This window comes from Kutzneria buriramensis, from assembly GCF_003387475.1.
GTDB lineage: Bacteria > Actinomycetota > Actinomycetes > Mycobacteriales > Pseudonocardiaceae > Kutzneria > Kutzneria buriramensis.
Genome location: NZ_QUNO01000008.1, coordinates 43,178 through 67,971 on the forward strand (window position 1 = coordinate 43,178; position 24,794 = coordinate 67,971).

At 70.0% G+C, this 24,794-nt stretch carries 24 protein-coding genes; 13 read left to right on the forward strand and 11 right to left on the reverse strand.

The window, feature by feature from the left end; genetic code table 11:
* The first annotated feature begins 201 nt into the window (after positions 1 to 201).
* Positions 202 to 585, forward strand: a complete 384-nt coding sequence (locus tag BCF44_RS23500) for a peptidase inhibitor family I36 protein (protein WP_170217701.1) — start codon at positions 202 to 204, stop codon at positions 583 to 585.
* Between the two features lie 140 nt (positions 586 to 725).
* Complete coding sequence (locus BCF44_RS23505) at positions 726 to 1,607, forward strand: NmrA family NAD(P)-binding protein (protein ID WP_116176523.1); 882 nt, start codon at positions 726 to 728, stop codon at positions 1,605 to 1,607.
* On the opposite strand, the gene BCF44_RS23510 is transcribed toward BCF44_RS23505, so the two are convergent.
* Genes BCF44_RS23510 through BCF44_RS23520 form a run of 3 tightly spaced genes read right to left on the reverse strand, consistent with a single transcriptional unit; the run spans position 1,587 to position 3,194 of the window.
* A complete protein-coding gene (locus BCF44_RS23510; protein WP_116176524.1) occupies positions 1,587 to 1,877 on the reverse strand; it encodes a DUF1905 domain-containing protein in 291 nt (96 codons plus the stop codon). The genes BCF44_RS23505 and BCF44_RS23510 overlap by 21 nt on opposite strands.
* On the reverse strand, positions 1,877 to 2,395 hold the full coding sequence (locus tag BCF44_RS23515; RefSeq protein ID WP_116176869.1) for a mycothiol transferase: 519 nt from the start codon (positions 2,393 to 2,395) through the stop codon (positions 1,877 to 1,879). Before BCF44_RS23515 ends, BCF44_RS23510 begins: the two co-directional genes overlap by 1 nt.
* Positions 2,396 to 2,405: 10 nt before the next feature.
* Positions 2,406 to 3,194, reverse strand: a complete 789-nt coding sequence (locus BCF44_RS23520; RefSeq protein WP_116176870.1) for a DinB family protein — start codon at positions 3,192 to 3,194, stop codon at positions 2,406 to 2,408.
* 86 nt (positions 3,195 to 3,280) lie between these two features.
* Here BCF44_RS23520 and BCF44_RS23525 point away from each other — a divergent pair, with 86 nt between their 5' ends.
* Positions 3,281 to 3,991, forward strand: a complete 711-nt coding sequence (locus BCF44_RS23525) for an SDR family NAD(P)-dependent oxidoreductase (protein ID WP_116176525.1) — start codon at positions 3,281 to 3,283, stop codon at positions 3,989 to 3,991.
* A gap of 2 nt (positions 3,992 to 3,993) precedes the next feature.
* Positions 3,994 to 4,356, forward strand: a complete 363-nt coding sequence (locus tag BCF44_RS23530; protein WP_116176526.1) for a nuclear transport factor 2 family protein — start codon at positions 3,994 to 3,996, stop codon at positions 4,354 to 4,356.
* A gap of 9 nt (positions 4,357 to 4,365) precedes the next feature.
* Here the strand turns inward: BCF44_RS23530 and BCF44_RS23535 are convergent, their stop codons facing one another.
* A complete protein-coding gene (locus BCF44_RS23535) occupies positions 4,366 to 4,926 on the reverse strand; it encodes an EF-hand domain-containing protein (protein ID WP_116176527.1) in 561 nt (186 codons plus the stop codon).
* A gap of 256 nt (positions 4,927 to 5,182) precedes the next feature.
* Here BCF44_RS23535 and BCF44_RS23540 point away from each other — a divergent pair, with 256 nt between their 5' ends.
* Positions 5,183 to 7,021, forward strand: coding sequence for an adenylyl cyclase (locus tag BCF44_RS23540; protein ID WP_116176528.1), 1,839 nt, complete (start codon positions 5,183 to 5,185; stop codon positions 7,019 to 7,021).
* 51 nt (positions 7,022 to 7,072) lie between these two features.
* On the forward strand, positions 7,073 to 7,537 hold the full coding sequence (locus tag BCF44_RS23545; RefSeq protein WP_116176529.1) for a hypothetical protein: 465 nt from the start codon (positions 7,073 to 7,075) through the stop codon (positions 7,535 to 7,537).
* Between the two features lie 7 nt (positions 7,538 to 7,544).
* Here BCF44_RS23545 and BCF44_RS23550 read toward each other — a convergent pair whose 3' ends face one another.
* Complete coding sequence (locus BCF44_RS23550) at positions 7,545 to 8,450, reverse strand: TauD/TfdA family dioxygenase (protein ID WP_116176530.1); 906 nt, start codon at positions 8,448 to 8,450, stop codon at positions 7,545 to 7,547.
* A gap of 111 nt (positions 8,451 to 8,561) precedes the next feature.
* Between BCF44_RS23550 and BCF44_RS23555 the strand changes: the two genes are divergently transcribed.
* Positions 8,562 to 9,119, forward strand: a complete 558-nt coding sequence (locus BCF44_RS23555) for a CGNR zinc finger domain-containing protein (RefSeq protein WP_116176531.1) — start codon at positions 8,562 to 8,564, stop codon at positions 9,117 to 9,119.
* A 909-nt stretch (positions 9,120 to 10,028) separates the two neighbouring features.
* Here the strand turns inward: BCF44_RS23555 and BCF44_RS23560 are convergent.
* Positions 10,029 to 10,346: a MazG nucleotide pyrophosphohydrolase domain-containing protein gene (locus BCF44_RS23560; RefSeq protein ID WP_116176532.1), complete on the reverse strand. Its 318-nt coding sequence runs from the start codon at positions 10,344 to 10,346 to the stop codon at positions 10,029 to 10,031.
* Positions 10,347 to 10,518: 172 nt separating this feature from the next.
* On the opposite strand from BCF44_RS23560, the gene BCF44_RS23565 reads away from it, so the two are divergent.
* Positions 10,519 to 11,946: an alpha/beta fold hydrolase gene (locus BCF44_RS23565; RefSeq protein ID WP_116176533.1), complete on the forward strand. Its 1,428-nt coding sequence runs from the start codon at positions 10,519 to 10,521 to the stop codon at positions 11,944 to 11,946.
* A complete protein-coding gene (locus BCF44_RS23570; RefSeq protein ID WP_116176534.1) occupies positions 11,943 to 13,094 on the forward strand; it encodes a serine hydrolase domain-containing protein in 1,152 nt (383 codons plus the stop codon). Before BCF44_RS23565 ends, BCF44_RS23570 begins: the two co-directional genes overlap by 4 nt.
* Here BCF44_RS23570 and BCF44_RS23575 read toward each other — a convergent pair.
* Together BCF44_RS23575 and BCF44_RS23580 are read right to left on the reverse strand one after the other, a co-directional pair.
* Positions 13,073 to 13,504 (reverse strand): glyoxalase superfamily protein, encoded by a 432-nt coding sequence (locus BCF44_RS23575; protein WP_116176871.1) that lies wholly within the window; start codon positions 13,502 to 13,504, stop codon positions 13,073 to 13,075. The genes BCF44_RS23570 and BCF44_RS23575 overlap by 22 nt on opposite strands.
* Positions 13,505 to 13,523: 19 nt before the next feature.
* Complete coding sequence (locus BCF44_RS23580) at positions 13,524 to 15,389, reverse strand: ABC transporter ATP-binding protein (RefSeq protein ID WP_116176535.1); 1,866 nt, start codon at positions 15,387 to 15,389, stop codon at positions 13,524 to 13,526.
* Between the two features lie 59 nt (positions 15,390 to 15,448).
* Here BCF44_RS23580 and BCF44_RS23585 point away from each other — a divergent pair, with 59 nt between their 5' ends.
* Both BCF44_RS23585 and BCF44_RS23590 read left to right on the forward strand, forming a co-directional pair.
* Positions 15,449 to 16,333 carry an N-acetylglucosamine kinase gene (locus tag BCF44_RS23585; RefSeq protein WP_116176536.1) on the forward strand — a complete coding sequence of 295 codons (885 nt, stop codon included), beginning with the start codon at positions 15,449 to 15,451 and terminating at the stop codon, positions 16,331 to 16,333.
* A 15-nt stretch (positions 16,334 to 16,348) separates the two neighbouring features.
* Complete coding sequence (locus BCF44_RS23590) at positions 16,349 to 17,050, forward strand: hypothetical protein (RefSeq protein ID WP_116176537.1); 702 nt, start codon at positions 16,349 to 16,351, stop codon at positions 17,048 to 17,050.
* A gap of 66 nt (positions 17,051 to 17,116) precedes the next feature.
* Here the strand turns inward: BCF44_RS23590 and BCF44_RS23595 are convergent, their stop codons facing one another.
* Genes BCF44_RS23595 through BCF44_RS23605 form a run of 3 tightly spaced genes read right to left on the reverse strand, consistent with a single transcriptional unit; the run spans position 17,117 to position 21,074 of the window.
* Positions 17,117 to 18,724, reverse strand: a complete 1,608-nt coding sequence (locus BCF44_RS23595; protein ID WP_116176538.1) for a phospholipase C — start codon at positions 18,722 to 18,724, stop codon at positions 17,117 to 17,119.
* Between the two features lie 20 nt (positions 18,725 to 18,744).
* Positions 18,745 to 19,953, reverse strand: a complete 1,209-nt coding sequence (locus BCF44_RS23600; protein WP_116176539.1) for a Dyp-type peroxidase — start codon at positions 19,951 to 19,953, stop codon at positions 18,745 to 18,747.
* Positions 19,950 to 21,074, reverse strand: a complete 1,125-nt coding sequence (locus tag BCF44_RS23605) for an EfeM/EfeO family lipoprotein (protein ID WP_170217702.1) — start codon at positions 21,072 to 21,074, stop codon at positions 19,950 to 19,952. Before BCF44_RS23605 ends, BCF44_RS23600 begins: the two co-directional genes overlap by 4 nt.
* A gap of 195 nt (positions 21,075 to 21,269) precedes the next feature.
* On the opposite strand from BCF44_RS23605, the gene BCF44_RS23610 reads away from it, so the two are divergent.
* Both BCF44_RS23610 and BCF44_RS23615 read left to right on the forward strand, forming a co-directional pair.
* Positions 21,270 to 23,519 (forward strand): hypothetical protein, encoded by a 2,250-nt coding sequence (locus tag BCF44_RS23610; RefSeq protein WP_147328608.1) that lies wholly within the window; start codon positions 21,270 to 21,272, stop codon positions 23,517 to 23,519.
* Positions 23,516 to 24,571, forward strand: coding sequence for a glycoside hydrolase family 88 protein (locus BCF44_RS23615; RefSeq protein ID WP_116176541.1), 1,056 nt, complete (start codon positions 23,516 to 23,518; stop codon positions 24,569 to 24,571). Before BCF44_RS23610 ends, BCF44_RS23615 begins: the two co-directional genes overlap by 4 nt.
* The last annotated feature ends 223 nt before the right edge of the window (positions 24,572 to 24,794 follow it).

Sequence of the window (24,794 nt, forward strand, 5' to 3'; positions counted from 1 at the left end):
GGCCTCTTGCGTCCGCCGGTTGTCCGAGTATCACTGAATACAGGCGAAATCTGCGGAAGCTGTTCGCGGGAGGCGAACAGGATAGCGCACGCAATCCATTGGGACCTGTGGCGCGCTCACGTGCGCCCGCGAATTCAGGGTCCTGTCAACGGAAAGGGATTCGAGCGAAAGGGTGGTCTAATGAATGGCACGTTTCGCGGTATGGCACTGATCATTTCCGGCGTTCTCGCGGCCGGCCTCGCCCTGGCGGGGGAGAGTTCGGCCGTGGCGGCCAACTCCCTGCGCCAACCTCCGGGGGTCTGTCCTGACAACGCCGTGTGCGCGTACTCCGAGGAGGAGCTCTTCGGCGACCTGAGTTTCACCAGGGTGACCGACCCCGACCTGACGGACGAGCCGGAGCATGAAGTTTTCTTCACGAGCGCCGAGTCGGTCTACAACAACACCGACTGCACTGTCACCCTGTACGAGAAGGTTCGATTCCGTGGGGCGCGATATGTGCTGCCGGCGGGCGAACGCGTGTCGAATCTCAGGACGGCCGCGCCGAGCATCAAGCATCACATCTACTCGCTGAAGATCGACTGCTGATCTAGCGGTGTTTGGAACGGTCCCGGAACGCAGGCGCGTTTCGGGACCGTCAGTTGTGCGGCTCACCCATACCGTCAGGGTATCAATGTGAACCGGATTGGTCATTCCGTTTAGGTCGGAACCCGACTTCACTGAGAGCCATGATCGTTGTGACCACACCCACCGGCGCCATCGGCGGCCAGCTCGTGCAGCACCTTCTCGACGAAAACGCCAAGGTCAGGGTGATCGTGCGCGACCCGGCCCGCCTCCCCGCGGACGTGCGGGACCGGGTCGAGGTCGTGGCCGGCACGCACGGCGACCGAGACGTCGTCGCCACCGCGTTCGACGGCGCGGACGCCGTCTTCTGGCTCGCGCCGCCCAACCCCCGCACCGAGACCCTCGACGCCGCCTACCGCGAATTCACCCGCCCGGCGGCCGAAAAGCTGACCACCCAGCGCGTCGTCGCCGTCTCGGCGACCGGCCGCGGCACGCCGATGGAGCACCGCGCCGGCCTCGTCACCGCCTCGTTCGCGATGTGCGACCTGATCGCCGACACCGGCGTGCCCTTCCGGGAACTCGCCCTGCCCGGCTTCATGGACAACGTCCTCCGCGACATTCCGGAGATCGTCAACGAAGGCGTGTACCGCTCACCGTTCCCCGGCGACGCCAAGCATCCCACCTGTGCCACCAAGGACATCGCCGCCACGGCCGCCCGGCTGCTGCTCGACGACACCTGGACCGGGCAGGGCCGCGTCGCCGTGCTCGGCCCGGAAGACCTGTCCGGCAACGACATGGCGGCGATCATGGCCGACGTGCTCGGCCGGCCCGTCCGGCACGAGGAGGTGCCGCCCGACGCCTTTCTGGCCCGGGCCAAGGCGTCCGGCATGTCCGACGCGATGGTCCACGGCTTCTACGACATGATGATGGCCAAGCGGGACGGCCTTGACGACGCCGAGCCCCGCACCGCGGAATCCACCACGCCGACCAGTTTCCGCCAGTGGTGCGAGGACGTGCTCAAGCCGTCAGTGGGCGTCGACCGCTAGCCGGAGATCCACGACCATGCCCTCGTCGATGTCCTCGGCGCGGCGCACCTTCGCCTTCACCGGCACGATGTAGCCGCCGTCCTTGGGAAACATGGACGTCTTCCACGTGCTGTCGCCCAGCGTCACGGTCACCGGCAGGCAGCCCCAGCCGTAGGTCAGGGCCGCGGACACCTCCCGGAGGTCCCGGCACTGCGGCTCCGGCACCGTCACGAAGTAGAACGGCGACGGCCCCCGCCAGTACCAGACCTCGCCGCTGAAACGCAGCTCCATCACGGCGCGTCCTCGCCCACCCGACCGTCGATCGCCTCCCGGATCAGGTCGGCGTGGCCGAGGTGCCGCGCGTACTCCTCGATCATGTCGGTGAGGATCCGGCGCAGGCTCGGCGTGCCCCAGCCGGGGAACTCGTGCCCCTTGGCCCGGTCGAGGCCGCCGTCGGCCAGCGCCTCGGCGACCAGCTTGCGCGACCGGGCCATCGCCTCCTCCCAGTCCCGCCATGTCTTGTCCACGTCGCTGTCGGCGGTCCACTCCCAGTCGGAGTCCCACTCCGCCGCGGTGATTCCGGGGCCGCCGTTCAGTTTCCACACGAACGACGACGCCTCGCAGCGGGTGAGGTGCCGAAGCAGCCCGCCCAGCGTGATCGCCGACCTGCCGATCCTCGTCGCCATCGCGGCGGCGTCCAGGTCGGCGCACTTCCAGGCCAGCGTCCTGCGGTTGCGTTCGAGCGTGCCGAGCAGCGTGTCCAACTCGCTGCCGGCGACCGGCGGTTCGGTGAGCAGTTCGTCGGGCATGCGGCCCACGTTACGACCCATTCCGGACGTTCTCCTTCCGGAATAGCTCATTCAGGTCCCGCTCCGCGTACAGGCGGTGCTCCCACTCCTCGTTGAGGATGACCAGCAGGCACTCCCGCACCGGGAAGCTGACCGCCGGCGGCCAGCCGGGCCCCTCGACGGGAGTGGTGTCGCTGCACAGGAACTCGTCCGTCAGGCCGTCAACGACCCGGCGCATGGTGGCCATCCGGTCCCGCCGCAGCTCCAGCACCTCGTCCAGCGACGGCCGCGCCGCCCGGTCGCGCGGCACGCCGGGCGTGTCGGGCATCTCGTCCCACGGCAGGCTCAGCTCGTGCCACGGCGCGGGATCGCCGAGGATGCACCGCCGGATCCAGCTGTCGGTGGCGAACGCCAGGTGCCGCAGCGTCTCGGTGAACGACCACTCGCCGCCGACGGATTCGTGCAGCAGCAATGGATCCAGCGTGCGGGCGCGCTGCAGGGTGCCGTCCCAGAGCCGTTCCACGACGTCCCATGCCTCGCGGAAGCCGTCGGGGTCGGTCGGCCGCATCTTGGCGCGCTCGGGGTGGCGGCGGTTCAGTTCGGCCTCGACCAACGGGCCGATGTCCACGCCGTTCACCGTGACGTTGACGAACTCGCCGTTGAGCTCGACGTTCTGCATCTCGAGCCCGCGCAGCGAGGCGTCGCGCATCAGGATGCCCCGGAACCGCACGCCGGACATGTCGACGTTGCGGAACTCGGATCCGGACAGGTCGACGCGGTCGAACCGGGAGCCGCTGAGGTCCTTGCGAGGCTGAGGCATGGCCGGACTGTACTGGTAGGCGCGGCCTACCACAGGGGAGGAAAGCGGTCGTGGCAACCGCTCGCTTGTCGGAGCACCATCGAACTATGACTACAACGCAACGGGTCGCCATTGTCACGGGTGCATCGCAGGGTATCGGCGAGGGTCTGGTGGTGGCGTATCGAAAGCTGGGATACCGCGTGGTTGCGGTTTCCCGGAGTATCGAGGAATCGGACGATCCGGAGGTGTTCACGATCCAGGCCGACCTTTCCCGAAAGGGTGAGGGTGTGCGGGTCGTGCACGAGACGCTGGCGCGCTTCGGGCGTATCGACACCCTGGTCAACAATGCCGGAATCTTCGTCGCGAAGCCGTTCACGGACTACAACGACGAGGACTACGACGCGGTGACCGGCATCAACCTGCGCGGATTCTTCGACATCTCCCGCGGCGCGGTGGCGGCGATGGTCGAGCAGGGCGGCGGGCACGTGGTGTCGGTGTCCACGACGCTGGTCGACCACGCGCTGACGCAGGTCCCGTCGGCGCTGGCGTCGCTGACCAAGGGCGGCCTGAACGCGGTGACGAAGTCCCTGGCCGTGGAGTACGCGAGCCGGAACGTGCGGGTCAACACGGTGTCGCTGGGCGTCATCCGCACGCCGATGCACGCGCCGGAGACGCACGAGTTCCTGGCGGCGTTGCACCCGGTCGGTAGGCTGGGCGAGATCGACGAGGTCGTGGACGCCATTCTGTACCTGGAGAACAATCGGTTCGTCACTGGCGAGGTCCTGCACGTCGACGGCGGCCAGAGCGCGGGGCACTGAAGATGAGCGCAGCGGAAATCGATTCGGGCGAGCGGATCCTGACGACGGTCCTGGACCGGTGGAAGGACGCGGTCGACGCGCACGATCCGGAGCGGGTGGCCGAGAACTTCACCGAGGACGCCATTTTCCAGGGGCTGCACCCGTACACGGTCGGCCCGAAGGGAGTCGCCGAGTACTACGATTCCCAGCCGCTGGGCATGACCGCCGCGTACGAGATCGTGGAAACGCGCCGTCTCGGCGAGAACCTGGTCCTCGGCTACATGGCCGTCGAATTCGGATTCACCGACCGGCCCCCGCTGAACGTGCTGCTGAGCCTGGTCGTCGAGGGCGAGAAGATCCGGCACTACCAGGTCTCGCGGCTCTGAGCGGAGAATTCAGTCGAGGAAGTGCGGCTCGCCCATCCACCAGTTGCCCGGCGCCGCCGGGTCGGAGCTGGACCAGAACTCGACGATCGCCCGCACGAACTCGTCGGCCGACAGGTATCCGTCGCCGTCCGCGTCCAGGTGGCCGAACGCCTGATCGGCCGACTCCTCGGTCATGCCGGGGAAGTGCCCGCGCTGGAACAGGAAGAACTCCTTCGGCCCGACCCGGCCGTCCTCGTCGGTGTCGGCGATCGCGAGGAACGCCTCCGCCAGCGCGCCGACCGTCGCCGCCGCGGCCGCCGGGTTCCCGGCCAGCGTGCGGGTGGACGACACGAAGTGCTCCTTGGTGATCGCCGTGCCGCCGTCGGGGATGTGCGGCAGGTGCAGGTTCCGCCAGATCGCCAGGTAGGCGTCGATGATCCGGCGCTCGCCGGCCGTGCCGGGCCTGAGCCCCAGCGACGCCGCCACCCGCTGCCCGTACAGCACGTGGTCGTGCTCGGTGAGCAGGCCGTCGCCGTCCACGTCCAGATGGTCGAAGCCGTGGCTGATCTTGGCGGTCAGCAGGTCGGTCACCTGGTCCTCCGGGGCGCTCGCGGTCGGTTTGCCGGCCCCAGACCCTAGCGGCCGCGGGCCGCCCGCGGTCCGAGGTCACTCGAACGTCGCAGGCGGGCCGTCCGCACCGGAAAACGCCGCGGACCGTAGCGCTGGACCGATCCACGGGGTAGAACTAGCCAACCCGGGTTCGCGAGAGCGCTCTCACAGAGTGGACCCGGTCGTCCGGAACGACAGGCAGGCCAATGACAGTCCCGCAGACGACAGGACGAAACTCATGATCACGGCCCGAAGACTCGGCCGGGCGCTGGTGCTCGGCCTCGCGCTGGTGGCGGCCGCACCGGCCGCGGCGACGGCGGCCCCCGCGCCGCAGTACCACCCCGGCGCCGCCGACCTCGGTGCGAACGTCACGGTGTTCGACCCGAGCATGCCGGTCAGCCAGATCCAGGCCAAGCTGGACGCGGCCAACGCGCAACAGGTCGACAACGAGATGGGCACGCAGCGCTTCGCGTTCCTGTTCAAGCCCGGCACGTACGGCACGGCCACCCAGCCGTTGCAGATCAAGGTCGGCTACTACACCGAGGTCGCCGGCCTCGGCGCGTCGCCCAACGACGTCGTGATCAACGGCAAGATCGAGGCGTACAACCGCTGCCTGGCCGGCGGGGGCACCAGCAACTGCCTGGCGCTGGTCAACTTCTGGCGCACCGTCGGCAACCTCACGCTCGACGTCAACGCGACCGGCCAGGACGGCTGCCGCGCCAGCGCCGACTTCTGGGCGGTGTCCCAGGCCGCGTCCATCCGCAGGGTGAACATCACCGGCGGCGGGCTCTCGCTGATGGACTACTGCACCGCCGGCCCGCAGTACGCCAGCGGCGGCTTCATCGCCGACTCCAAGCTGCCGTCGGTCGTCAACGGCTCGCAGCAGCAGTGGCTGATCCGCAACAGCGAGATCGCCGGCTGGTCCAACGGCGTGTGGAACCAGGTGTTCTCCGGCGTCGTCGGCGCCCCGGCCGAGACCGGCTTCCCGAATCCGCCGTACACCACGCTCGACACCACGCCGGCCAGCCGCGAGAAGTCGTACCTGTTCGTCGACTCGCGCGGCGACTACAACGTGCGCGTGCCGTCCGTGCAGCACAACAGCAAGGGCGTCACCTGGGCCAACGGCACGACGCCCGGCCGCACCGTGCCGCTGTCCGACTTCTTCGTGGCCAAGCCGGGCGACCCGGTGTGGCTGATCAACGCGGAACTGTTGCTGGGCAAGAACCTACTGCTCACGCCGGGCGTGTACGACATCGCCCAGAGCATCCACGTGTTCCGGCCCGACACCGTCGTGCTGGGGCTCGGCCAGGCCACGCTCACCTCCGACCACGGTGCCATCCCGCTGGACATCGCCAGCGTGCCGGGCGTGATCGTCGCCGGCGTCACCTTCGACGCCGGGGCGCAGAAGGCGCCGGTGCTGCTGCGCGTCGGCCAGCAGCACGGCTTCGGCTTCAGCTCGGCGAACGACCCGACCACACTGTCCGATGTGTACTTCCGGGTGGGCGGCCCGCACGTCGGCAGCGCCGACACCGCGTTGCAGGTCAACAGCGACAACGTGATCATCGACAACACCTGGGTGTGGCGCGCCGACCACGGCGTGGAGAACCTCACCGACACCCAGCGCTGGAACACCAACATCGGGCGCGTGGGCGCGGTCATCAACGGCGATCACGTCACCGCGACCGGCATGTTCGTGGAGCACTTCCAGACGTACAACACCGTCTGGAACGGCAACGACGGCACCACGATCATGTACCAGAACGAGCTGCCGTACGACCCGCCGACGCAGGCGGACTGGATGAACGGCAGCGTGCTGGGCTACGGCGGTTACAAGGTGGGCGACAAGGTCAAGACGCACCACCTCTACGGCGCCGGGGTGTACGTGTTCAACCAGAACAACCCGTCGATCCACACCGCGAACGGCTTCGAGGCCCCGAACACGCCCGGGGTGAGGCTGCACCACATCATGACCGTCAACCTCAGCGCCGGCACCATCGACCACGTCGTGAACGGCGTGGGCGGGCCGGCCGACACCACCAAGATCGGTCAGCCGGTCTTCGTGAACGACTATCCGTGACCGTTTGCCGTGCGGGGGAGCCGGGGTTCCCCCGCACGGTAATCTGCGCCGATGGGGTTCTTCGGGACGTTCGTCTTCGACGGCAGCGCGTGGCTGACCGAGCCGGGTGCGGAGAAGCGCGTCGGCGAACCGTCGCTGCTGGTGGACATCCACGACAGCGACATCGCCACGATCGTGTACCGGCCGGCTGGGCCGGGCAGCGGCGTCGCCTATCTCGGCTTCACGCCTCGGAGTTATTTCGAGGACGACGCCGCCTCCGCGCCGACGGACGTCGCACGGGAGGCCGCCGGGCTGGCCGCTTGGTGGCGGTTGCGCTCGTCCGCTTCCGACGCCGAGGTGGCGGCCAAGCAGCAGGAGCTGGCGGGTTACCTCGCCGAGGACATCTCCGCCGACGAGGACGTCGACGCCGCCGAGATCGGTGCGGAGCTGGACGACGCCGAGGTCTTCGTCGAGGTGAAGACGGCCCGTTTCCTTGCTGCGCTGGGATTGCCGCTGCCTGAGGACCTGGCCGGCTGATTCGAGGTCATGCCGCCAGCCACAGGCGAATCAGGTCGCGGCGCAGCGCCGGATCGGGGTGGTCCCGGAAGGCGGTGCGGCTGTGCATGGTGACGTGGTTGTTGAGGAACTGCATGTCACCGGGCCGTAGATCCATGCCCAGCACGAGCCGGGGATCGTTGGTGATGCGGTCGAGGGCGCCCATGGCCGCCTGCTGGGTCTCGGTCAGCGGCGGCACGTGCTCGCCGCGCTGGGCGGAGCGGATGTAGTCGGGGCCGTAGTTGGTGCGGAGCCGGCCGTCGGGGGTCAGGGTGTAGACCGGCTCGGTGTAGAAGCTGTCCGGGCCGTCGCCGGTTCGGCGGTCGCGCCACCACGGTTCGTACAGTGCCTCGGCCAGTTCGGGATGACCCCGCAGGATTTCGTTGTGCACGGCCGGAGAGCTGACGATCGTGCTGAGTCCGCCGGACAGCGCCGGCCGCAGGCACAGCAGTGCCACGAAATCGTATGGGTCGGAATGGAAGCCGAGCTTGCCGCTGTGCTGGAAGCTCCGGCTGGTCGCCGCCGCCGGGTCGACACCGCGGTCCCGAACATGTTCGAGCACCGATGATCCTTGCGGCATCACGGTTCCCACGTGCGCGCCGATGCCCACCGCTAGCCGCTCGGCCTGCTCCGGTTCGAGGCCTTCGGTTGGAACTCCTTGCAACAGTGCGAATCCGCGCCCGTGCAGCAGTTCCGTCGACAGCTCCGCCAGCGTTGTGGCCAGGCCGGGCAGGGGGAAGTTCCCTCTGGTGATGTCCTTGGCGTCGATTCCGGTGGACGCGTCCACGGCCGCCAGCAGTTCTGTTTTGTCGGTTGAGGACAGCGGGAGCTGCCAGCCCGTGATCTCGTCGCCGCGCCACGTGGACGGCCCCCGTTGCTCCGTGATCGTCGCCATGACGGCGATTCTGCGCGCGTATTCGCCGCCACCGCCGTTCGGTTCGCCGTCGGCACAACAGGGCGTAAGAACTGTAGTATTGATGATTATTTCACGTCGAGAGGTGGTCGCATGGCGAGCGGACGTTACGCGATGGAGCTCGCGCCGGCCGGCCTGGGCTTCGTGCACGACCTGCTGAACACCATCCCGGCCGGCCGGCCGCCCGAGCCCGACCTGCTGGCCGACCTCGGCGACGCCCAGCGTTGGCTCGACGGCGCCCTGGCCACCTGGGCCATCGAGACCGGCCAGCCCGCGCCTCCCGTCACGCTCACCGTCCGCGACCTCGACCAGCTCCGCGGCCTCCGCTCCGACGTCAAGGCCGCCCTCGGCGGTGGCGCCGTCCCTACCCACGAGACCGCCACCCTCCGGCTCGACGCCGACGGCCGTGTCGCCATCGAGCCGCGCGGCACCGGCGCGCGCCTGGTTTCCTCCCTCGTGCTGATCGAGATGCTCACCTCGCAGCGCGCCGACACCTGGCGGCGGCTCAAGGTGTGTCGCAACCCCCGCTGCCAGGTCGCCTTCTACGACCGCTCCAAGAACAACAGCGGCGTGTGGCACGAGACCAAGGTCTGCGGCAACCTCGAGAACCTCCGCGCCCACCGCGCCCGCGCCAAGGCCCGCCAGTCGTAAGGCGATCGGGGACCGCGGAGAGGCGCTGTCGACGGTCGCCTACGCCCCTGTGGCGTCCGCTGAACAGTGGGTTGCCGCCGTGTCGGTGGTCGCCTGCCGCCCCGTGGGAGGTTCGATCGTGCGAGTCTCCGATCTCTGCCTGGAGCGGGTCGCATGCGCCCGAGCCGTGGTCCCGGCAGTGCCGGCAGCCGCCCAGGCCCTGCCCGCACTGTCGTGCCCGGGCGGAACGGTGATTCCTCTTTTGGCGTGTGACGGAAATACCGTGCGGCGGCCTTGACCGGATCGCCGGGTGGGGTGCGGGAAATAGGGCCTCGACCTGGCGAATTGTCGGTGGTAGGGAAACGGCGTCGCGGATTCCGGCGCGGTGTCGACAGGGTTGCCGGATCGGGCATCGTCCCAGGGTGTGGGTGGTGCGACGATCGTCGGTAGTAGGCCGACCGACGCTGGGTTACACTTGCGTGGAAATCGCAGAAAAGCGTTTCATGGATGAAAACGAGCTGGCGGAGGGTGGCCCGCTGGGGGTGAGTCACCCTCCCCGCTCGAGTTGTCTCACATTCAACTTTCCGGCGTCGCGGCGCTGTGACGAAATGTGGAAATCCTTCAGTTTTGTGTCGGGGCGTCGGCGTGCTGTGGAGTGTGGCGGCGGGTGCCGAACTTGTCAGTGACTGACGCGAGGCCACGGGGTGGCGGCCTTGGCTGCCGACCGGCCGGAGGTCGCGGAGACGGCGAACGGTGTGATGGTCGTGGCAGTGGTCAGTGACTGACGGAAGTGTCACCAGGTGCCAGCCGCTGGTGGACGGGTGCGAGGGTCGCGGGGGTCGGTCTTCGGCGGTCTGACGCTGAGGTCGCGACCGGTGGCCGGCGTGGGGTTGCGACGGGTGTCAGGCCTGTCGGTGGCTGACACGGATGTCACGGGGTTCGCCAGCCGCGGGTGAGGACCACGCCGGCCTTGTCGGTGATGACCTTGTCCAGGTCGATGCCCAGCTCCTCGGCGGCGACGAAGGCGGTGATCACCACGTCGGCGAGTTCGGCGTGCATCTCCTCGGCGGTGCCGGAGCGACGGGCCTGGCCGGACCAGCGGCGGTAGGCGCCGACGAACTCCCCGCACTCCTCGGCGAGGGCCAGCACCTGGCGGTTGGCGCCGCCCTCGGCGGGAAAGCCGTTGGCGTGCAGGTGGGACGCGATGACGCGCGCGAGCTCGCGGAGGTTGCCGGTGTCGATGTCCACGGGGACATCCTGCTGGGACCGAGGTGGAGCGCACGAGGGAGGCCCGGTGAGCCGTGACTTCCCCTCACGGCTCGCCGGGCCTCGGGGGCTAGTCTAGCACGGGATCGAACAAGTGTTCGACGGGCGGTGGCGGAGGTCACGCGATAGGGTCGAAGGCCGACAAGGGGGAAACATGATCGTTCACGTCAACGGCGTCGAGATCGAGGCGGACACCTTCGGTGAGCCGGGCCGGCCGCCGGTGCTGCTGCTGTCGGGTTCGGCGAGCTCGAAGGACTTCTGGCAGCCGGAGTTCTGCCGGCGCCTGGCCGAGCAGGTGGGCCAGGTCATCCGCTACGACATGCGCGACACGGGCCAGTCCACGACCTACCCGGTGGGCAAGCCGGACTACACCTTCCGCGACCTCGCCGAGGACGCGGTGGCGCTGCTGGACCACTTCGGCGCGCGGCGCGGGCACATCGTCGGCATCTCGATGGGCGGCGCGATCGCCCAGTACATCGGCCTCGAACACGCCGACCGGGTGGCCTCGCTGACGTTGATCGCGACCAGCTCGGGCGCCCCGGACCTGCCGCCGCCGACGGCCGAGTTCCGCGCCCACTTCGCGGCCGAGCAGCCGGCGGACCCGGTGGAGCGGTCCGTGGCGGCGATCCGGGCGATGTCGGCCAAGTCCGTCCCGTTCGACGAGACCGCCACCCGCGAGCTCATGATCGAGGTGTACGCGCGGACCAAGAACATCGACGCCATCAACAACGCGCATTCGACGGAGCGCATCGAGCCGTGGATCCACCGGCTGGGCGAGATCTCCGCCTCCACGCTGGTCGTTCACGGCGACGAGGACCCGCTGTTCCCGCTGGAACACGGCAAGGCGCTTGCCGCCGCGATCCCCGGCGCCCGGCTGCTGACGCTGCCGCAGGTCGGCCACGAGCTGCCGCCCCGCGCCTGGGACGCGGTGATCGCCGGGATCGCCGACCAGGCGACGGCGGACTGGGATCTCCGTGGCGATCACCTTGCGGCACAGGCGATCGCCGTCGGCGAGCCGACGGCGTGGTTCGACCGGCTCTACAGCGAGGGCGCGCGCGGCGACATCGAGATGCCGTGGAACCGGCAGCAACCGCACCCGAAGCTGGTCGAGTACCTGGAGGGCAAGTCCGGGGACGGCAGGCGCGGCCTGGTGGTGGGCTGCGGCCTCGGCGTGGACGCCGGCTACCTCCACGGCCTCGGCTTCGACACCACCGGTTTCGACGTCTCGGAGACGGCGATCGAGGTCGCGAAGCAGCGGCACCCGGGCGTCGACTTCCAGGTGGCGGACCTGTTCGATCTGCCGGAGAAGTGGTTGCAGGCCTTCGACTTCGTCGTCGAGATCTTCACCGTGCAGGCGCTGCCCGAGTCGGTGCGCGAGCAGGCCACCGCCGCCGTCGCCAGCCTGCTCGCGCCCGGCGGCACGCTGTTCGTGGTGATGATGTCCCGCGAGGAGGGCACGGTCGCGGACGGCCCGCCGTGGCGGTTCACGCGCAGCCAGTTGGACGGCTTCGCGGTGGACGGTGTCAAGGCGGTCTCCATCGGCCACCAGGACGACCGGTGGATCGGGGAGTTCACCCGATGAGCTTGTCCAGCAAGGGATTGACCCGCCTGCACGACACCCTGGCCCGGCACGTCGACGACGGGACGTGTCCCGGCCTGGTGGCGGTGGTCCGCCGCCGCGGCGAGACGCACGTGGAGGTGATCGGGGACGTCCGCCGGGACACGATCTTCCGGATCACCTCCATGACCAAGCCGGTCACCGCCGCGCTGGCCATGGTGCTCGTCGAGCAGGGCGTCCTCAGGCTGGACGACCGCGTCGACGAACTGCTGCCCGAGCTGGCCGACCGCCGCGTCCTGACTTCGATGCGAGCCCCGCTCGACGACACCGTGCCGGCCAACCGCCCGATCACGCTGCGGGACCTCCTGACGTTCCGGATGGGTTTCGGCGCGATCTACGCCCCGCCCGGCACCTATCCCGTGCAGGCCGCGGCGGCGGAACTCAAGCTCGGGCTGGGTGACGGCCCGCCGCAGCCGGCGGAGCCGCCGGCCCCGGACGAGTGGCTGCGGCGGTTCGCCACGCTGCCGCTGCTGTGCCAGCCGGGGGAGCGGTGGATCTACCACGTGTCGGCCGAGGTGCTGGGCATCCTGCTGGCCCGCGCCACCGGGAAGTCCCTCGGCGAGGCGATGCGGGAGCACCTGTTCGAGCCGCTCGGCATGATCGACACCGGCTTCCACGTGCCGGTCGAGCACCTCGGCCGGCTGCCCGTCAGCTACGGCGAGGACGGCAGCGTGTACGACCCGGTCGACGGCCAGTGGAGCCGGCCGCCGGCGTTCGAGGCGGGCGGCGGCGGCCTGGTGTCGACCGCCGACGACTACCTGGCGTTCGCGACCATGTTGCTGCGCAACGGAAAGCCGATCCTGTCGCGGCCGTCGGTGCGCACGATGACCGCCGACCACCTCACGCCCGAGCAGCACGCCCGCGACGGCTTCTGGCCCGGCGCCTTCGAGCACCGCGGCTGGGGCTTCGGCGTCAGCGTCGTCACCGGGCGCGACCAGATCTGGGCCACGCCCGGCCGGTACGGCTGGGACGGCGGCCTGGGCACCTCGTGGCACAACGACCCGGCCGAGGAGCTCACCGCGCTGCTGATGACCCAGCGCTCCGCCTTCCCGCTGAACTCCAAGCTGTACCTGGACTTCTGGAACGGCGTCTACTCGGCGTTGGACGACTGAGCCGCATACCCCTTCTCCTGCACCACCCACGTGTTGCCGTCGGGGTCGGCGAAGTCCGCGAACGAGTTGTAGTCGGTGTGGTCCGGGTCGGCGCCCGGACCCCACACGCCGTCCTTCATGTGCCGGACTTCGCTGATCTCCAGGCCGCGCGCCGCCAGCTCGTCGCGGACCGCGGTGATGTCCGAGACGACCAGGTGCAGGCCCTTGGTCGCGCCCGGCGTCGCGTCGCTGACGCCGACGCCGAACGTGATCGAGCAGGCCGACCCCGGCGGGTCCATCTGCACGACGCGGAAGTTCTCACCCGCCCGGTGGTCCACGTGCACGGCGAAGCCGCACTTGTCGGCGTAGAAGGCCTTCGCCCGGTCGACGTCGGTGACCCCGAGCATTACCAGCTCCAGCTTGAGTTCCACGCGCGACACCCTAACCCTCCTAGGCCGGGCTGGGCTCCTCGCGGAACTGCGTGTTGTGCAACTCCGCGTACCGGCCGTTCGCCGCCATCAGCTCGGTGTGCGTGCCCCGCTCGACCACCTGCCCGTCCTCGACGACGAGGATCTGGTCGGCGGCGCGGATGGTGGACAGCCGGTGCGCGATGACCAGCGCGGTCCGGCCCTGCAACGCCTCGGTGAGCGCGGCCTGCACGGCGACCTCGGACTCCGAGTCGAGGTGCGCGGTCGCCTCGTCGAGGATCACGACGCGAGGCCGGGCCAGCAGCAGCCGCGCGATGGTCAGCCGCTGGCGCTCGCCGCCGGACAGCCGGTAACCGCGCTCGCCGACCACCGTCTCCAGGCCGTCGGGCAGGCTGCGGATCAGCTCGCCGAGCCGGGCCCGCTCGATGGCGTCCCACAGCTCCTCGTCGCTGGCGTCGGGCCGCGCGTACCGGAGGTTGGCCTCGATGCTGTCGTGGAACAGGTGCCCGTCCTGGGTCACCACGCCCACCGCCCCGCGGACGTCGTCGAACGACAGCTCGCGGACGTCCACATCGGACAGTCGGACCGCGCCGGAGACGACGTCGTAGAGCCGGGGGACCAGCGAGGCGATGGTCGACTTGCCGGCGCCCGACGAGCCCACCAGCGCCACCAGCTGGCCGGCCTCGGCGCGGAAGCTGATGCCGTGCAACACTTCCTGGCCGCCGCGGGTGTCCAGGTTGGCCACCGACTCCAGCGAGGCCAGCGACACCTGGTCGGCCGCCGGATAGGCGAACCGGACGTCGTCGAACTCGACCGACACCGGGCCGGCGGCCAGCGGGATCGTGCGATCGGCCTCGACGATCATCGGGCGGACGTCCAGCACCTCGAAGACCCGCTCGAACGACACCAGCGCGGTCATGATGTCCACCCTGGCGTTCGCGAGCGCGGTCAGCGGCGTGTAGAGGCGGGTCAGCAGCAGCGCCAGCGACACCACGGTGCCGGCGGCGAGCTGGCCGGTCAGCGCCAGGTAGCCGCCGACGCCGTACACCAGGGCCTGCGCCATGGTCGGCAGCAGCGACATGCCGGTGAGGAACCAGCGCGCCGCCATCGCGGTCCGCACGCCGATGTCGCGCACCCGCTGCGCCTTGTCACCGAACTCCGCGGCCTCGGCCCGGGGGCGGCCGAACAGCTTCACCAGCGTCGCGCCCGGCGCGGAGAACCGCTCGGTCATCTGGTTGGTCATGGACGCGTTCAGCCCGGCGGCCTCCCGCTCCAGCCCGGCCATCCGCGCGCCCATCCGCCGCGCCGGCAGCAGGAACGCCGGCAGCAGCACCAGCGCCAGCAGCGTGACCTGCCAGGACAGCGTCAGCATCACGGCCAGCGACAGCGCCAGCTGGATCAGGTTCGTGACCAATCCTGACAGCGAGGACGTGAACGCCCGCTGCGCGCCGATCACGTCGTTGTTCAACCGGCTGACCAGGGCGCCGGTCCGGGTGCGGGTGAAGAAGGCGACCGGCATGCGCTGCACGTGCTCGAAGACGGCCCGGCGCAGGTCGTAGATCAGGCCCTCGCCGATCCGGGACGACTGCCAGCGCTCCACCAGGCTGGTGCCGGCGCTGACCACCGCGACCAGCGCGATCAGCGCCGCCAGGCCGATCACCACGCCCAGCGCGGCCTTGTTGATGATCGCGTCCACCACCCGGCCGGCCAGCACCGGCGTGCTCACCGCGAGGAACGCGTCCACCACCGTGAGGCCGAGGAACACCCCCAGCTTGCCCCAGTGCGGCCGGGCGAACTCCAGCACGCGGCGCATGGTGCCGCGGCGCACCTGACTGGGCGCGTCGGCCCTGGCCATCGCGCCGCGCATGAACATCCAGGACGAATCCATGATCCCCCCGACTCGTGGGTCTGACGACCGGGGAACCGGGCCGTCTACTCTTCTATTCCATGCTGGTGGGCATCGATGCCGGAGGCACCTCGACCAGGGCCGTGCTCGTCGACGGGAACGGCGAGGTGCTGGGCACCGGCCGTGCCGCCGGCGCCAACCCGATAGCCCACGGCGTGGAGCACGCGGGCCAACAGCTCGCCGCCGCGCTCCGACAGGCTCTCGGCGACCATTCTGCCGCCCGCGTCACCGCCGCGGTCATCGGACTCGCCGGCGGGCCCACCTCCGGGCGTCCGCTGCTCGACGAGGTCGCGCGGATGGCCCGTGACCTGGGCATGGTGGTACCCCGTGTGGTCAGCGACGTGGAGGTGGCCTTCGCCGCCGGCAGCGACGTGCCCGACGGCGTGCTGGTGCTGTCCGGCACCGGGGCGGCCGCCGCCGAGCTGGGGGACTGGCGGATCAAGCGACACGTCGACGGCAACGGTTGGCTGCTCGGCGACGAGGGCTCCGGCTTCTGGATCGGACGGCAGGCGGTGCGGTCCGTGCTGCGGATGCTGGACGGACGCGGCCGTCCCACCAAGCTCTGCGACGTCGTCTGCTACGCGCTGGCCGCCGAGCCGGACGTGACCTCGCTCGAGGCCGCCGTCTACGGGGAACCGCCGGTGCGGCTGGCGGCGTTGGCCCCGTTGGTGACGGGGCTGTACCGGGAGGACTCGGTGGCGGCCGAGATCGTCACGGAGGCGGCGGAGCTGCTGCTGGCGTCGATCGCCGCGCTCGATCCCGTCGGCGGTGGCTACCGCAAGGCGGTGCTCGCCGGCGGGTTGCTGGTCGCCGACGGGCCGTTGAGCGACATGGTGGCCGGCGGGCTGCGGGACCGCTTCGGGCTGATCGCCCGCACCGCCACCGACGGCGCCCTCGGCGCGGCCAAGCTGGCCGAGCGGCTCTGAGACGACACTGATCAGATGGAGGAAAACGAGGCGCTCTCACCCTTTTTGGACGCGCTTTATTGGACGCTGGTCGAGAGGCTGGTGGAGTTCATCTCGACGCCGCTGGCCGGAGCTGCGCACGCGGTGGCCGGGGTTGTGCGTCCACGTGTGTCCACGGCGCGGGTGTTCGTCTTCGACGGCAACGATCTGTCCACTATCGCCGGAATCGACTGTCCGCTGCTTGACCGGGCCGGCGAGCAGATCGACCACTATCGGCACGTCGCCGTGCTTCGACGGGCGATGAGTTCGCTGGCGTGCGGCGCGATCCGCGAGCAGAACGTCGACAGCCGTGGAATTCGAATTTTTGACGCCGATTCCTTCTATGATGACGACGAGAACCATCCGGTGATGCTGCGCGACGCGGTATTCGGCTCCGTTGCGCCCACGCTTCGTCGCCCGAGCGCGGAGCCTCCCTCGGTGGGGGCTCAGATCATCCACCCCGTCGGCTTCCTGACGCTCGACGCCCACACCGTGCGGGTCTACTTTCGAGACCCCGATGGCGGTGAGACGTGCGGATATGACGTCGCCACCGTCGATGCGGCCGGCAATTTCAAGGCCGCCGCCGGAGGCTTCCTCACGGCCCGCATTCGCGAGCTCGTCGGCACCGGCACCCTCGCCGGCCGGGAGGTTTCGGCCGATTCGGACGAGTACTGCGTTCGCGCCTTCGCCGTGCTGTGAAAGCGAATGAAGGGCCCCTTTCCCGGGCGGTGAACGCCCGGGAAGGGGCCCTTCGAACCTGGAAGATCAGTGGTTGGAGACCACGGCCCCGGTCTTCGGGTCCAGGATGACCTTCTTGTCGCTCGGGCGCTGCCAGAAGTTGAACATGTCGCACAGGCTGCCGGCGCGCTGGTCGAACGAGTGGTCGCCGATCTGGCCGGTCCGCCAGTTCTCCTCGATGAACTTCAGGATCGAGGACTGGTCGGTCAGGGTGTGGTCGACGTGGTTGGTCTTCGCGTACGGCGAGACCACCAGCAGCGGCAGGCGCGGGCCGTAGCCGCAGCGGTCGGCGTAGCCGCCGGCGACCTGCTTCTTGCCGCACAGCGCGGCCTGGTCGAGCGCGGCGTCCTTGGAGCCGTTCACGCTCGGCGGCGTGACGTGGTCGTACCAGCCGTCGGAGTCGTCGTAGGCCAGGATGACCGCGGTCGACGACCACTCCTTGGACTTCTGGAGCTGGTTGATCTCCTTGACGATGAACGCCTGCTCGTCCAGCGGGTCGGAGTAGCCGGCGTGGCCGTCCTGGTACTCGCCCGCCTTCAGGAAGCTGACCGACGGCAGGTTGCCCGCCGCCAGCGCCTTGTCGAAGTCCGAGGTGTCGTACTGGTGGTTGGCCTGGTCGGTGCGGCCGATCATGTTCACCGAGGTCGGCGGCAGGTGGTGCGGGTTGGCCGTCGACTGGTAGTACTGGAACGGCGCGTGGTGCGGGCTGTAGTCGTTCGACGCGTTGCCGCCGATGTTGGCGTGCTGCGCGCCGCAGACGGCCTTGCCGTTGGCCTGGCTGGTCGGCGCGAAGCCGCCCTGGAACCAGCCCCAGGTCACGTGCTTCTGGTTGAGCAGGTCACCGATGTTGCGGCCGTGCATGACGGCGAGGTTGTTCGTCGACTTGCCGTTGTTGTTGGAGCAGTCGTCGTAGTACGGGTCGGGGTCGTTGGTGATGGTCCCGATGCCGTTGGAGTCCGGCGACTGCACCGCGTACGCGTCCGTGGTCGGCTGGCCCGTCTTCGGGTTGAACGCCTGGCCGCCGTGGGTCTGGCCGGAGATCAGGTTGAGCGCGCCGGGGGTGGAGGGCCCGTACACCGTGTCGAACGAGTTGTCGCTCAGCGTGTAGTGCTGGGCGTAGTTCCACAGCGCGGTGACGGTGTTGCCGTCGTAGTAGTCCATCACCAGACCGGGCTCGCCGAACAGCACGGGCTGGCCGGTGCACTTGTCGGTCTCGGTGTTCTCGACGAACTTGTCGTCCTTGCCGCCGTTGACGGCCTTCTGCTCCGGCCCGTAGCCGTGGTTCTGGTCGCAGGTCAGCGCCTGCGACGGCGTGAGCCGCTTCGGGTCGTAGGCGTTGGGGTTGTTCGTCAGCAGCTGCTTGGACAGCCCGTTCACGTGGGGCGTGCCCGGGGCCGCCTTGAACGGCGTGCCGTCGGTGTTCGCCGCGTTCGGGTACGTGCCGAAGTAGTGGTCGAACGAGATGTTCTCGCCGAAGATCACCACCACGTGCTGGATCGGCGTGGTCGGGTGGACCAGGTTGTACGACTCGGCGGCGGGAACCACCTGGTTCGTGTCGCCGGCGCCGCAGGCGGCCAGCAACAGGCCCGTCGCGGCCACGGCGGCCGTGGCCAGGACACGGCGTCTTGCACGCATGCCTTCTCCTCCTGAGTGACTCATGCGAGCAACGACCGGCCGAAGTGGTCGTTGCTGTCCCTAACACCGGGAAGCGCGAAGAAATAACCGCCGCCGACCGGCCGGATGTAGTCGACGAGGGGCTCGTCGGCCAGCCGGGTCTGCACGGCCTCGAACTGCCGGGCGATGTCCTGCTGGTACGCGCAGAACAGCAGCCCCATGTCCAGGTCGCCGACGGAGTCGGTGCCCTTGTCGTAGTTGTAGCCGCGGCGCAGCGGCTGGCTGTCCGCGGTCTCGGCGGTGCGGGGGTTGGCCTTGCGGATGTGGCTGGTCAGCGGGATCGCCCCGCCGGTGGGATCGGCGGCGTAGTCGGGGATGTCGGTCTCGACGTTGCCGTCCAGCGGCGCGCCGGAGTCCCGCCGGCGGCCGACCATGTTCTCCTGCTCGCTCACGGACACCCGGTCCCAGAACTCGACCAGCATCCGGATCTGGCGCAGCACCTGGTAGCTGCCGCCCTCGGTCCACGCCGGCTCGTTGCCGCCCTTGCCGACCCAGACCAGCTTGTCGTGGTCGGACGGCAGCGGCTTGACGATGCCGTCCTTGAATCCCAGCAGGTTCCGCTGCGTGCCCGACGGCCGCGGCGGGTTCTGGAAACCGTCGACGCGCCACCGCAGCTGCATCCCGCCGCGGGTGTGCCGGGCGATGTCGCGCAGCGCGTGCAGCACGGTGTCGGTCTCGGTGGCGCACAGCTGGAGGCTCAGATCCCCGTGGCACAGCGCGGGATCCAGGGTGTCGTTGGGGAATTCCCTCATCGCGGTGAGCTTGGCCGGCTTGCGGTCGGAGATGCCGTACCGGTCGTCGAACAGCGACGCCCCGAGGCCGACGGTGACGGTGAGGTCGTCGCCGGGCATGTCCGGGCCGAGCACGCCGGAGTCGGCCGGCGGCGCGGTGATGCCCAGCGGCGGCAGCGCGCCGCCGGCGGTGAGCAGCCGGGCCCGGTCGGTCAGCGTCTGGAGCAGTTGGGTCAGCTCGGCCTTGTCCGCGGCGATCACGTCGAACGAGGCGAAGATCGCCTGCTTCTGCGGCGGGGTGTCGATGCCGGCCTGGTGCACGCCGTGGAATGCGATGCCAGAGGAAGTCGACGCTGCGCTGGGATCCGCGTCGGCGGACACCGACAGACCGGTCACCGCCGCCGCGCCCGCGCCGACGAGTGCGCCGCGCAGGAAGGAACGGCGTCCGACGCCCGTCATGAATCTCTCCGTACTTCGCAGATGGCGGCGACCGGCGCGAGCTTCTCCAGCAGTTCGCCGACGGCGCCGTCGAGCTGTTCCCGGGTGGCCCGGTCGAGGGTGGCCACCGGGACGTTCTGGTGCGCGGTGAGCAGCGCCCGCACCCGGTCCGACCACTTCTGCACCTGGGGCAGGTCGGGGTAGCGGGGCTTGAGCACCGGGTCCAGGATCGCCAGCACCTTGGCGGTGCCGTCGAGGTTGGCCAGCGCGGTGTTCAGGGTGGTGCCGCTGCCCTGGTCGTGCTCGCCGGTCAGCTCGAACTGGAGGGCGTTCTCCATGATCTCGTGGGCGCGCAGCCCGAGATCGTTCGGATCCACCTGTTCGTTGGGCAGGTCGGCCTGAAGCCCGTGCACGGCGTCGGCGAGCTGGGCGGCGACCGGCGCCAGGTCGGCGGCGGAAGCGTTGTGCCACAGGCCCTTCTCCAGCGCGTGGAAGCCCACGTCGGAGCCGTCGATCTTGTCCGCGAAGTCGCCGAACGCGCCGTATGCCGCGCCGAGCGAGTTGTACGCCAGGTGCGCCGGCAGCCAGTCGGCGCGGGCCGCGTCGAGGTTGCCCCCGTCGACGTCGCCCTTGAGCTTGTCGGTCTTGGCCGCGAGGTCGGCGACGCCGGCGGCGACCGCGGCCTCGTACTGCTTCACCAGCGGCAGCATGTCGTTCTTGGTGACGGCGACCGCCGCCGGACCGCCCTTGGCGTCGCCGGTGAGGGTGACACTCGGGCCGGTGATGGCGTCGGTGTCCTCGATGAGGCAGCGGAACGCGTACCTGCCGGCGCCGAGCTGCACGTCCATCGGCGCGCTGGTGTTCGGGCCGAGGCCCTCCAGCTCGCCGTACACCTTGTTGCTGCCCAGCTCGATCAGGTCGACCTCGGCGGCCGCGTCCCCGGTGTTGTGCAGCGTGAAGGTCTGGCGGCCGGTCTTCGCGTCGGTCCAGCCCTGTCCGCACTGGCTGCGGGACACGGTGATCTGCGGCGGTCCGGCGGCCGCATCGGCGGAACCCTCCCAGGGGCGCCACACCGCCACCGCCACGACCGCGCCGACGCCGACCACCGCGATCGCCGCCAGCAGGGGACGGGGTGTGCGCACGTCATCGCTCCTGGTGATCGGCGGTTCCTATCGTGGGGAATCCTAAGGGCCCTGTCACGGCGGTCGGCCAGTGTTGGTGCTCTCGTCACTCAGTGTTCGTCCTAGTCGGACAGAATCCCTCGTGTGCCGCCGAACGGACGCACCACACATAGACTGTCAGTAACGGGATCGGTACGGGATTGGGTGGTGCGGCCGGTGCTGGCCGCACCGGTGCCCGACTCGGATCTCCCTTTGGCCGCCACGGGATCGCCCTGGGGCGCCGACGGCCGATGGGTGCTCACGAACGGTCCGGACGTCGCCCCGCTCAAGCGCCGGCTCTATCTGGCCCGGCCGCTGCCCACCGACCAGCCACCGCCGGACGTTGTTGAGGGGCCAGACTTTCGTCGCATTCATACCGGAATGGACGGTTTGGTCGATTGGAGCGAATTCTGCTTCACGCCGACGTACCGCACCGCCGTCGCCGGCACCGCCTTCGAGGTCGACCAGGCCGAGTGGCGGACGCTGCGGGTCACCAGCACCGGCCCGGTGTTGCTGCACGTCAACGGTGAACTCCTGCTGCACGCGGACACCGTCACGTACATGGAGCCGGCCGAGCACGAGGTCCGGGTCTGGCTGCCGTCGGGGATCTCGCAGGTCGTGATCACGTCCTGGCAGGTGGGCTTCCGCGAGTGCCGGCAGGTGGTGCGGCTGCGCGTCGGCGGGCTGCCGGTGCGGGTGGTGATTCCCAGCCCCGGCGCGGACGAGTGGGTCGCCGCGGAGGCGGAGCGGGTGCTGAACGCCGTCGGCACGCCGACCTGGGGCACGACCAACGGCGAGGTGACGCTGACCGGCCCCGAGGGTGCGCGGCTCCGCGTCGGGCGCGAGGTCGTGACGTTGACCGACGGCCGGGCGACGGTTCGCCTGGGCGAGGACGCGGCCGGGGCCGTCGGGTCGGCGTCGATGCTGGCCAGCGGCGAGGTCGTGCTGCGGGTGTCGGTGGACGACGACCGGTCGCCGGTGTTCCGGGAGTTCCCGGTGGCGGTGCTGCCGCCGCTGTACCGGCCGGAACCCGTTGGCCCGCCTGAGCAGTGGCGTGCGGAGCTGCTCGCCCACGTGCGGGCGACGACGCCGAGCGTGGCGACCGAACTGGCCGGCGGGCGGGTGCGGGCCGCGGCGCTGGAGCGGTCGCTGTGGATGATCGCCAACCGGGCGGACTGCGCCGACTTCGAGGCGGTCGGCCTGCTCACGCTGCTGCACCGGGTCGAGGACTGGGAACCGGGGCTGCGCGACGAGGTGCGGGCCGCGCTGCTGGGCTTCAAGTACTGGATCGACCAGCCCGGCCTGGACGCGATGTGCTACTTCACCGAGAACCACCAGCTGGTCTGGCACACCGCGGAGATGCTGGCGGGGGAGCTGTTCCCGGACGAGACGTTCGGCAACACCGGCTGGACCGGTTCGGCGCACGCCGAGCACGGTCGTGCGCTGGCGGCGGAGTGGATCACGCGGCGGCTGGCCGGCGGCTTCAGCGAGTTCAACTCCAACGCCTACCTGGCGATCGACGCGCTGGCGCTGGTGTCCATTGTGGAACTCGCCGCCGATGCCGCGCTCGTGGCGGACGCCCGGGAGCTGCTGGATCGCATCCTGACGGGCCTTTCGGTCACCTCGTGGCGTGGCGTCAACGGGGCGGCGCACGGCCGGTCGTACGTGAACACCGTGCGGTCGTCCCGGTTCGAGGAGACCGCGCCGATCCTGTGGCTCTGCTACGGCGTGGGGGCCCTGAACGCGGCCGTGTTGCCGGCCACGGCGTTGGCGACCGCTTCGAGGTACGAGATCCCCGCCGCGCCTGCGTCGCAGGAGCTGGTGACGGTGAGCTCGTCGGGGGAGTACCGCTTCGAGCACGACCTGCTCTCGCGGCCGTACGGCTCGGACGTCGTGGTGTACAAGACGGCCGATGTGATGTTGTCCACAGTGGAGGATTACCGGTCGGGCCTGCCCGGTCTCCAGGAACACATCTGGGGCGCGACCCTCGGTCCGGAGACACAGATCTATGTCACGCACGCGCCGAACTCGTCCACCAGCTCCTCGGCGCGGCCCAACGCCTGGGCCGGCAACCGGATCCTGCCCCGGGCGCGGCAGTTCCGGGACGTCGTGCTGGCCCTGTACCGGATCCCGCCGGACGATCCGATGGGCTACACGCACGCCTGGTTCCCGCTGTCCACGCTGGACTGGTGGGAGCAGCGGGGCGTGTGGACGATCGGCCGGCGCGGCGGCGGGATCGTGGCGCTGGCCTGCGAGGGCGGCGCGCGGATCGTCACCACCGGCCCGGACGCGTACCAGGAGCTGCGCCCCCACGGGCCCGGCACGGCCTGGGTGTGCGTGGTCGGCGACCCCGACCCGGCCGAGCCGGAGTTCTGGTCGGACGGCGTGCGGTACCGGGATCTGTCGCTGGACTGGGAGGGGCCGTGACGGGACTCGATCCGACGTCGGCCGAGCAGGCCGCCCCGCTCCTGCCGCCGGTGGATCCGTCGGTTTTGACGGTTGACGAACTCGCGGACACCGGGCGGCGGATCGCGGCGCGGTCCGAGGACATGGGCCTGCGCCGGTGGTTCTGGGGCGAGGGCGTGGTGCTGCTGGGGATGCTGCGGCTGGCCGAGGCGGTCGGCGACGACCTGCCGCCCTTCGTGGTCGACTTCGTCGATCGCCATCTGTCTCAGGGCATAGCGCCCGATCACGTCAATTCGATCATTCCCGGCGCGGCCTGCGCCTGGCTCTATCGCGAGACGGGGGAGCGCCGGTACGCGGCGGCGTGCGAGCAACTCGCGGACTGGCTGGCCGCTCGGACCGGCCCCGGCCCGCTGGAGCACTGGCCCGGTGGCGTGTGGGCGGACACCGCCTTCATGGCCGGCACGTTCCTCGTCCACTGCGGACGGGCGCTGGACCGGCCCGACCTCGTCGGCGAAGCCGCACGGCAGTGGCTCGCCCACGCCGACGTGCTCCAGGACCCGGCGAGCGGCCTGTTCGCGCACGGCTCGCATCGCGGCGAGACGATCTGGTGCTTCTGGGGCCGGGCCAACGCCTGGACGGCGCTTGCCGGCGTCGAGATCCTGGCCGCCGACCCGAGCCTTGATCGCATACGTGAACGGCTCGCGGCGCAGTTGACCGCGCTGGCCGACACCCAGCCCGCCCACGGCGTGTGGGACGTGCTGGTCGACGGACACCCGGAAACGCGCGGAATCGTCGAGACCTCCGCCACAGCCGGGATCGCCGCCGCCCTGTTCCGGGCGGCCACGCTGGGTGTCTCACCTGAGCTTTTGCGCCCGGCGGCCTGGCGAGCGCTGTCCGGGCTGCACCCGTACGTGACGAAAGACGGCACAGTCACCAGGACGAGCGCCGGCACGGTGTTACAACTCGTGCCGTTCGGGTACTCCGTCATTCGTGACGACCGCATTCAGCCATGGGGCCAGGGCCTCGGGCTGCACGCGTACGCGGCCGCGGTGGTCACCCGGTTGTGTCGCTGATCCGGTTCGCTACGGTGAACCCAGGACGGCCGCACGGCGTGGTTCCGATCGGGAAACCTGGGCGTCAGCTGTCGAGATGCTGAAGGTCACCTGTCCGGCTCGCGGCCGCGGGCCGGCGGTGAATCCCCTGGTCGGAAGGGATCTATGCGGATCATGGGTGAGCCGGTCGGACCGCCGTCGACACCGTCAATTGGTTATCGACAGGCAACGGGACACCCATCCT

Bases quoted from the DNA above. Each gene is read 5' to 3' on its own strand.
- BCF44_RS23500 (WP_170217701.1), top strand. From the start codon at position 202: ATGGCACTGATCATTTCCGGCGTTCTCGCGGCCGGCCTCGCCCTGGCG.
- BCF44_RS23505 (WP_116176523.1), top strand. From the start codon at position 726: ATGATCGTTGTGACCACACCCACCGGCGCCATCGGCGGCCAGCTCGTG.
- BCF44_RS23510 (WP_116176524.1), bottom strand. From the start codon at position 1,877: ATGGAGCTGCGTTTCAGCGGCGAGGTCTGGTACTGGCGGGGGCCGTCG.
- BCF44_RS23515 (WP_116176869.1), bottom strand. From the start codon at position 2,395: ATGCCCGACGAACTGCTCACCGAACCGCCGGTCGCCGGCAGCGAGTTG.
- BCF44_RS23520 (WP_116176870.1), bottom strand. From the start codon at position 3,194: ATGCCTCAGCCTCGCAAGGACCTCAGCGGCTCCCGGTTCGACCGCGTC.
- BCF44_RS23525 (WP_116176525.1), top strand. From the start codon at position 3,281: ATGACTACAACGCAACGGGTCGCCATTGTCACGGGTGCATCGCAGGGT.
- BCF44_RS23530 (WP_116176526.1), top strand. From the start codon at position 3,994: ATGAGCGCAGCGGAAATCGATTCGGGCGAGCGGATCCTGACGACGGTC.
- BCF44_RS23540 (WP_116176528.1), top strand. From the start codon at position 5,183: ATGATCACGGCCCGAAGACTCGGCCGGGCGCTGGTGCTCGGCCTCGCG.
- BCF44_RS23545 (WP_116176529.1), top strand. From the start codon at position 7,073: ATGGGGTTCTTCGGGACGTTCGTCTTCGACGGCAGCGCGTGGCTGACC.
- BCF44_RS23550 (WP_116176530.1), bottom strand. From the start codon at position 8,450: ATGGCGACGATCACGGAGCAACGGGGGCCGTCCACGTGGCGCGGCGAC.
- BCF44_RS23555 (WP_116176531.1), top strand. From the start codon at position 8,562: ATGGCGAGCGGACGTTACGCGATGGAGCTCGCGCCGGCCGGCCTGGGC.
- BCF44_RS23565 (WP_116176533.1), top strand. From the start codon at position 10,519: ATGATCGTTCACGTCAACGGCGTCGAGATCGAGGCGGACACCTTCGGT.
- BCF44_RS23570 (WP_116176534.1), top strand. From the start codon at position 11,943: ATGAGCTTGTCCAGCAAGGGATTGACCCGCCTGCACGACACCCTGGCC.
- BCF44_RS23580 (WP_116176535.1), bottom strand. From the start codon at position 15,389: ATGGATTCGTCCTGGATGTTCATGCGCGGCGCGATGGCCAGGGCCGAC.
- BCF44_RS23585 (WP_116176536.1), top strand. From the start codon at position 15,449: ATGCTGGTGGGCATCGATGCCGGAGGCACCTCGACCAGGGCCGTGCTC.
- BCF44_RS23590 (WP_116176537.1), top strand. From the start codon at position 16,349: ATGGAGGAAAACGAGGCGCTCTCACCCTTTTTGGACGCGCTTTATTGG.
- BCF44_RS23595 (WP_116176538.1), bottom strand. From the start codon at position 18,724: ATGCGTGCAAGACGCCGTGTCCTGGCCACGGCCGCCGTGGCCGCGACG.
- BCF44_RS23600 (WP_116176539.1), bottom strand. From the start codon at position 19,953: ATGACGGGCGTCGGACGCCGTTCCTTCCTGCGCGGCGCACTCGTCGGC.